The organism is Arthrobacter sp. GCM10027362 (assembly GCF_042679445.1).
GTDB lineage: Bacteria > Actinomycetota > Actinomycetes > Actinomycetales > Micrococcaceae > Crystallibacter.
The window spans coordinates 1-7,141 of sequence record NZ_JBHTML010000191.1 but is presented as its reverse complement, the minus strand read 5'-3'; the positions used below and the strand labels follow the sequence as shown (position 1 = coordinate 7,141).

Genomic DNA, 7,141 nt, shown 5'->3' with positions numbered 1-7,141 from the left:
AGAGGTCCGGCAGGAACGGATCGAGGCCGAAGGCACCGACGACGGGCGCCGGGCCCGCTGACCGCCAGGTCCGCGGGCCGGGGAAGGGCCGCGGCCCTTCCCCGGCCCGTTCGCGGCCTCCCCGCACGCTCCGTGCGAGGGACCCCTGGCCGCTCGCCTGCTCACCTCGCTCGGGCTGGCCCTTGGCAGCTAGTCCTCGAGCAGCCGCCGGACGGCGGCGTCGGCCAGGGCGCGGCCCTGCAGCGTCAGCCGGACCCGCCCCCGCACGGCCTGGCCGCCATCGATCAGGCCCTCCGCAATCAGGCCGGCGACCTCCCGGCGCCCGTTGGGACCCAGGTCAGTGGTGGCCAGCCCGTCGATGATCCGGGTCTGCAGCATCACGTGCTCGAGTTGCCGGGTCTCCGCGTCCAGGGTTTCCCGGCCGGCCGCCGGGGACTCCCCCGCCGTCAGGCGCCCGGCGTAGGCCAGCGGGTGCTTCACGTTCCACCAGCGGACGCCGCCGACATGGGAGTGAGCACCCGGTCCGGCACCCCACCAGTCGTCGCCGCGCCAGTAGGCCAGGTTGTGCCGGCAGCGGTCCGCCTCGGTCCGCGCCCAGTTGCTCACCTCGTACCAGCCGTAGCCGGCGGCCGCCAGCAGCGCATCCGCGGCTTCGTATTTGGCGGCATGGTCGTCGTCGTCGATATCGGGCACCTGGCCGCGGCGGATCTGCGCGGCCAGCCGGGTGCCGTCCTCGACGATCAGGGCGTAGGCCGAGATGTGGTCCGGTTCGCAGGCGATGGCGGCTTCCAGGCTTGCCTCCCAATCCTGCATGGACTCCCCCGGCGTGCCGTAGATCAGGTCCAGGCTGACCTTGAGCCCCGCGTCCCTGGCCCAGCGCACGGCCTCGGGCACCCGTGCCGGATTGTGCGTGCGGTCCAGCACCTTGAGCACATGCGGGACCGCCGACTGCATCCCGAAGGACACCCTTGTAAAGCCGGCCGCGGCCAGCAGCTGCAGCGATTCGGGGGTGACGGAATCCGGGTTGGCCTCGGTGGTCACCTCGGCCCCGGGGACCAGGCCCCACAGCCCGCCGGCCCGGGCCAGGATGCGGGCGAGGTCTTCGGCCGGCAGCAGGGTGGGCGTGCCGCCGCCGAAGAACACCGTGGACAGCGGGCGCGCCGGTACGCCGGAACGTTCCAGCACCTGCGCCGCCAGGTCCAGCTCGGTGCCGAGGGTCCCGGCGTACTGATCCTGGGACACGCCCGAGCCGAGCTCTTTGGCCGTGTAGGTGTTGAAGTCGCAATAGCCGCAGCGCACGGCGCAGAACGGGATGTGCACATACAGGCAGAAGCGCCGCCCGGCGGCGCCGGCGGCCGCCTGGGCCGGCAGCACGCCGTCGGCCGGGGCCGGATCCCCCACCGGAAGAATGCTAGGCACCGGCGGCTCCTTCCCCGCACGGGCCCCGGGACGGGGCAGGGTAAAACGTCACTTCTTGGCTTTGTCCTTGGTTTCCTCGGAGGACAGCGCGGCGATGAAGGCCTCCTGCGGGACCTCCACCCGGCCAACCATCTTCATCCGCTTCTTGCCTTCCTTCTGCTTCTCCAGCAGCTTGCGCTTGCGGCTGATGTCGCCGCCGTAGCACTTGGCCAGCACGTCCTTGCGGATGGCGCGGATGTTCTCGCGGGCGATGATGCGCGAGCCGATGGCAGCCTGGATGGGCACCTCGAACTGCTGGCGCGGGATCAGCTCGCGCAGCTTGGAGGTCATCATCACCCCGTAGGCATACGCCTTGTCCTTGTGCGTGATGGCGCTGAAGGCGTCGACCTGCTCGCCCTGGAGCAGGATGTCCACCTTGACCAGATCCGCGACCTGGTCCCCGTCGGCCTTCCAGTCCAGCGAGGCGTAGCCGCGGGTCTTGGACTTGAGCTGGTCGAAGAAGTCGAAGACGATCTCGGCCAGCGGCAGCCGGTAGCGCAGCTCCACGCGGTCCTCGGAGAGGTAGTCCATGGCCTTCATGTCCCCTCGGCGGGACTGGCACAGCTCCATGATGGCGCCGACGAACTCGTTCGGGGCCAGGATGGTCGCCGAGACCATCGGCTCGCGCACCTCCAGCACCTTGCCGGTGGGGAATTCGCTCGGGTTGGTCACGGTGACGACGTTCTTGTCCTCGGTGGTGACCTCGTAGATCACGTTCGGGGCCGTGGAAATCAGGTCCAGGTTGAACTCGCGCTCCAGCCGCTCGCGCACGATCTCCAGGTGCAGCAGGCCGAGGAAGCCCACGCGGAAGCCGAAGCCCAGGGCCGCGGAGGTCTCCGGTTCGTAGATCAGGGCGGCGTCGTTGAGCTTGAGCTTGTCCAGCGCCTCGCGCAGCGCCGGGTAGTCCGAGCCGTCGATCGGATAGAGCCCGGAGAAGACCATGGGCTTGGGATCGGCGTAGCCGCCGAGGGATTCCGCCGCCGGCCGGGCCAGGTTCGTGACCGTATCGCCGACCTTGGACTGGCGCACGTCCTTCACCCCGGTGATCAGGTAGCCCACCTCGCCCACGCCCAGGCCGTTGGTCGGCGTCGGCTCCGGGGAGCTCACGCCGATCTCCAGCAGCTCGTGGCTGGCCTTGGTGGACATCATCTGGATCCGTTCACGCGGGCTGAGCTTGCCGTCCACCACGCGGACATAGGTCACGACGCCGCGGTAGGTGTCGTAGACCGAGTCGAAAATCATCGCCCGGGCCGGGGCGTCGGCGTCGCCCACCGGGGCCGGCAGTTCCCTGACGATCTTGTCCAGCAGCGCCTCGACGCCCTGGCCGGTCTTGCCTGAGACCTTCAGCACATCCTCCGGGTCCCCGCCGATCAGGTTGGCCAGTTCCGCCGCGTACTTCTCCGGCTGGGCGGCCGGCAGGTCGATCTTGTTCAATACCGGGATGATGGTCAGGTCGTTTTCCATGGCGAGGTACAGGTTGGCCAAGGTCTGGGCCTCGATGCCCTGGGCCGCGTCCACCAGCAGGACGGCCCCCTCGCAGGCGGCCAGGGAACGGGAAACCTCGTAGGTGAAGTCCACGTGGCCCGGGGTGTCGATCATGTTCAGGGCATAGGCGGTGCCGTCCACCTCCCACGGCATGCGCACGGCCTGGGACTTGATGGTGATGCCGCGTTCGCGCTCGATATCCATCCGGTCCAGGTATTGGGCGCGCATGTCCCGCTGCTCGACGACGCCGGTCAGCTGCAGCATGCGGTCCGCCAGCGTCGACTTCCCATGGTCGATGTGGGCGATGATGCAGAAGTTCCTGATGATCGCCGGATCAGTGGCGGCGGGCACCGGCGCGGTGCGTGCCATGGGTGACAAAGGAGCTCCCTAAAACTTGTGGCGGCAGCCGGCTGGACCGCGCCCGGCCCGTGAAACGGCCCATGCCGAAATTACAGTCGATTCAACTCGATTTAACAGTGTCCCACGTACCGTGACCAATCCCCCAACAGGAACCCGGTGATGTGCCGGGTAGCGTTGATCCATGGCATTCGATACGAAGACACTGGGCCGCATCCTGCGGGGCGCGACCAAGATCATCCGAGCCGCCGCGCCCGGAACCGGCGGCACATCCTCCGGCAGGACCGGCACGCCGGCAACCGGGAAAACGTCCCCCGGCAGGAAGCCGGCAGCCAAGGCACCTGTCCGCAGGACCGCGGCCGACAAGCCCGCAGGGCGGGCCGCTGCCGGACGCGGCACCCCGGGGCTCAGCTCGGCCTACCCCGGGGACTTCCGCGGCCGGGCCAAGGTCGGTTACGCGCCCAATCCCGACGGAGATCCGGATCCGGGCGAGGTGGTGTGGACCTGGGTGCCGTTCGAGGAGGACTACAGCCAGGGCAAGGACCGTCCGGTACTGCTGATCGGCCGCAACGGCAAGCGGCTGCTGGGGCTGATGCTGACCAGCAAGGACCGCAACAACGGCAGCCGCCGGGATGGGGACTATCTCGACGTCGGCACCGGACCGTGGGACTCCAAGGGCCGGCCCAGCGAGGCCAAACTGGACCGCGTCCTGCAGATCGATCCGCGGGACATCCGCCGGGAAGGCGCGGTGATGGGCAAGGCAGCCTTCGACCGGGTGGCCAAGGCGCTGCGGCAGCTGCACGGCTGGTCCTAGGGGCAGCCGGAAACCGGATTGCGACACGGCACGGATTAGGCGGCTGGTCTGCTAATATTTACAGCTGTGTGTCCGCGCAGGTCTGCGGGCACCCCGGACCGGCTGCCATTACGGTATCCCCACGCCGCTCAGTCAATAGTTGGTCCGGCATGCCCTCACCAGACCAGTCCGCATTACAAAGAGAGTTTATAAGTGGCCAATATTAAGTCCCAGAAGAAGCGCATTCTCACCAACGAGAAGGCCCGCCAGCGCAACAACTCGGTCAAGTCCGAGCTGAAGACGGCCATCCGTGCGGTCAACACCGCCGTCGGAGCTTCCAACAAGGATGTTGCCGTCACGGCTCTGGCTGCCGCCAGCCGCAAGCTGGACAAGGCTGTTAGCAAGGGCGTCATCCACAAGAACAACGCCGCTAACCGCAAGTCCGCCATCGCCAAGAAGGTCAACGCCCTCTGAGGCCGATGCCCAGCCAACCGGCTGGACCTGTGTTTCAAGGCTGGAGGCCGCCGCCCGCACCGGGCGTCGGCCTCCAGCCTTTTGGCCGGCCGCCGCCAAGGCGGCCGGCCGGCGTTGGCGGAACTCAGGGCCGGCGCAGAATCGAAGGCCGGCCGAACCGGGTGCGCACGCCCGGGGAGAACAACACCGATTCCGGCGGTCCCCCGACGGCGATTCCGGCCGCCGCCACCAGTGCGTCCTCGAGCCGGGTCAGTGCGGCAGGATGCAGCGGCCACGGCCGGTGCGAATTGGGAAGATACACCGTGCGGCCGGCGAAGCGGCTGTGCAGGCCGAACCGGGCCGTCAGCCACAGCGACAACCGGTCGCCGGCCTCCCGGGCCAGGTCCGGACGCACGGCGAACGAGGAGGCCGCCTGCCCGCGGTAGCGGTCGACGTCGTACCCGTAGCCGGGTGCCGGATCCCTGGTCAGCGCGGGCCGGCACCGCGACCACACGTAGCGCAGCCCTGCCGCACGGGCGGCGAGCACGAACGCCAGCCTGGAGGCGTCCAGCGACAGGAACACCACCCCGCGTGTTCCGTCCGAGCCGCGGGAATACAGGCGCACATTGACCTCGGTGAAGGACCCGGCATACGGCAGCGGCAGGGCTGCCGCCAGGTGCGTGCCGTGCACGCGGAAGCCGATCAGCCCCACCCAGGTCGAGCCCTCGAACAGGTCGGGTTCGACCCCGGCAGGCATGTACGGGGCCGCGGCGGAGGCGCTGATGCGCCAGTGCAGGAAGACGGCGTCGGACCAGGACTGCGCCAGCAGGAGCGGCCGGGGCAACTCCGGTCCGGCAGCTCCCCCACCGGCGTCGCCGAAGCGGTGTGGCTGCATGCGGCAAATCTAGCAGCCGGTGGCCCGGTATGGACGGGAGGCGGGCCGCCCCTGCCCGGCCGGATGGGGCCCGCGGTCCTGGCCCGCCCGGGGCGGTACGGATTCAGCGGCCGGCGCTGGCGGCGATGACGGTGACGGCGCGCTCGACGGCGTACTGGGGATCCTTGGCGCTCCCCTTCACCTGCGCGTCGGTTTCCGCCAGCAGCCGGATGCAGCGGGCCAGGGACTCCGGATCCCAGTAGCGGGCCTCTTTGCGAGCCTGGTCGAACTGCCACGGAGCCATGCCCAGGTCCTTCGCGGTCACGGAGGCGCCTTTCACCTTGGCGATCTGCCGCAGCTTCAGCGCCAACACGGCCACGATCGGCACCGGGTCCAGCCCGGTGGCCAGGGCGTGCCGCAAGGCGGCCAGGGCGAGGTCTCCCCGCCCGGAAACCGCGGCGTCGGCCACCTTGAACCCGGTGGCCTCGACCCTGCCGCCGTAGTACTTGTCCACGGCTTCCTCGGTGATGCTTCCGGTGGTGTCCGCGATCAGCTGGGCACAGGCCGCAGCCAGATCCGGCAGCGAGGAACCGACGGCGGCCACCAGGGCCTGGGCCGCGCCCGCATCAATGCTGCGCCGGGCGTCCTTGAATTCGCGGCGGACAAAGTCCAGTTTGTCGCTGTCCTTCTTCAGGGCCTGGCAATCCACCACCGGCGCCCCCGAGGCCCTGACCGCGTCCAGCAGCTTCTTGCCCCGCACCCCGCCGGCGTGGTGAAGCACCAGGATGGCGTCTTCCGCGGGCGACTGGACGTAGGCCAGCGCGTCCTTGAGGAACTCATCGTTCATCTGCGCAACCGACGACACCTCGATCAGCTTGGACTCGCCAAAGAGGCTGGGGCTCGCCGTCATGGCCAGTTCCCCGGGTGCGTACCCGGCGGCGTCCATGAGCGTCAGTTCGACGTCGGGTTGCTGCGCGCGCACGAGGGCCCGCAGCCGTTGTTTGGCACGCTGCGCCAGGTAGTCTTCCGGGCCGCTGACCAGGACGATCGGAGCCGGCTCCACCTCGCGCCATGAAACGGTGCCGGCGCCGGCGGCCGTCTTGCCAGCGCCGGACGCCTTTGCCTTGGATGTCCGGGATGCCGGGGTCGGGTTCAAGCCTGTTCCTCCTTGGTCCGGCATGCTGTGCATGCCCCGGCATCTACAGTGTCACGATGCCCGGGCAAATCCCAAGCCGGTTCAGCGCAGCGCCCCGACCTCCAGCCTTCCGTCGGCGGCAGCCAGTGTGATGGTCCCGAGCACATCGGTACGGAATGCCGCCACCTGGTTCCGCTCCAAGGCGGCGATGATTTCCGGGGCCGGGTGTCCGTAGTCGTTACCGCGGCCCACGGAGATGACCGCTGCCTTCGGCTGCAGCGCCTCGATCAGGGCGGTGCCCCCGTTGCGGGCGCCGTGGTGGCTGATCTTCAGCACGTCGACCGGCGGGACGGCAGTGCCCAGCCGCATCAGCAACGCGCCGGCCGCTTCACTCTCCAGATCCCCGGTGAGCAGCACCGACAGCTGCTGGGCGGTACCTGCGCCCGCATGGACACGCAGTACCAGGCTCGCGTCGTTTTCCTCGGGCGGCGCCCTGCCCGGTACCGGCCAGAGGATCTCCCAGCGGAGGCTGCCCGCCGTGCCCGCCAGGCCGGCCCCGCCCCGCTGCGCCTGGACGCCGGCCGAC

The 7,141-nt window shown here is 69.5% G+C and carries 7 protein-coding genes; 2 read left to right on the top strand and 5 right to left on the bottom strand.

The window, feature by feature from the left end:
- Positions 1-189: 189 nt before the first annotated feature.
- Together hemW and lepA are read right to left on the bottom strand one after the other, a co-directional pair.
- On the bottom strand, positions 190-1,419 hold the full coding sequence (gene hemW, locus ACFQ36_RS19080) for a radical SAM family heme chaperone HemW (RefSeq protein WP_377016495.1): 1,230 nt from the start codon (positions 1,417-1,419) through the stop codon (positions 190-192).
- 48 nt (positions 1,420-1,467) lie between these two features.
- Positions 1,468-3,321 (bottom strand): translation elongation factor 4, encoded by a 1,854-nt coding sequence (lepA, locus tag ACFQ36_RS19075; RefSeq protein ID WP_377016493.1) that lies wholly within the window; start codon positions 3,319-3,321, stop codon positions 1,468-1,470.
- A 163-nt stretch (positions 3,322-3,484) separates the two neighbouring features.
- On the opposite strand from lepA, the gene ACFQ36_RS19070 reads away from it, so the two are divergent.
- Positions 3,485-4,114: a type II toxin-antitoxin system PemK/MazF family toxin gene (locus ACFQ36_RS19070; RefSeq protein ID WP_377016490.1), complete on the top strand. Its 630-nt coding sequence runs from the start codon at positions 3,485-3,487 to the stop codon at positions 4,112-4,114.
- Positions 4,115-4,306: 192 nt separating this feature from the next.
- Positions 4,307-4,567, top strand: a complete 261-nt coding sequence (gene rpsT, locus ACFQ36_RS19065) for a 30S ribosomal protein S20 (RefSeq protein WP_377016488.1) — start codon at positions 4,307-4,309, stop codon at positions 4,565-4,567.
- 124 nt (positions 4,568-4,691) lie between these two features.
- On the opposite strand, the gene ACFQ36_RS19060 is transcribed toward rpsT, so the two are convergent.
- The 3 genes from ACFQ36_RS19060 to ACFQ36_RS19050 all read right to left on the bottom strand — a co-directional run.
- Positions 4,692-5,441, bottom strand: a complete 750-nt coding sequence (locus ACFQ36_RS19060; RefSeq protein WP_377016486.1) for a YqjF family protein — start codon at positions 5,439-5,441, stop codon at positions 4,692-4,694.
- A gap of 103 nt (positions 5,442-5,544) precedes the next feature.
- Positions 5,545-6,576 (bottom strand): DNA polymerase III subunit delta, encoded by a 1,032-nt coding sequence (gene holA, locus ACFQ36_RS19055; protein ID WP_377016484.1) that lies wholly within the window; start codon positions 6,574-6,576, stop codon positions 5,545-5,547.
- An 81-nt stretch (positions 6,577-6,657) separates the two neighbouring features.
- Positions 6,658-7,141 (bottom strand): ComEC/Rec2 family competence protein (locus tag ACFQ36_RS19050; RefSeq protein ID WP_377016482.1); only part of this gene is annotated, 484 nt, incomplete at its 5' end.

Bases quoted from the DNA above. Each gene is read 5' to 3' on its own strand.
- ACFQ36_RS19070 (WP_377016490.1), top strand. From the start codon at position 3,485: ATGGCATTCGATACGAAGACACTGGGCCGCATCCTGCGGGGCGCGACC.
- ACFQ36_RS19060 (WP_377016486.1), bottom strand. From the start codon at position 5,441: ATGCAGCCACACCGCTTCGGCGACGCCGGTGGGGGAGCTGCCGGACCG.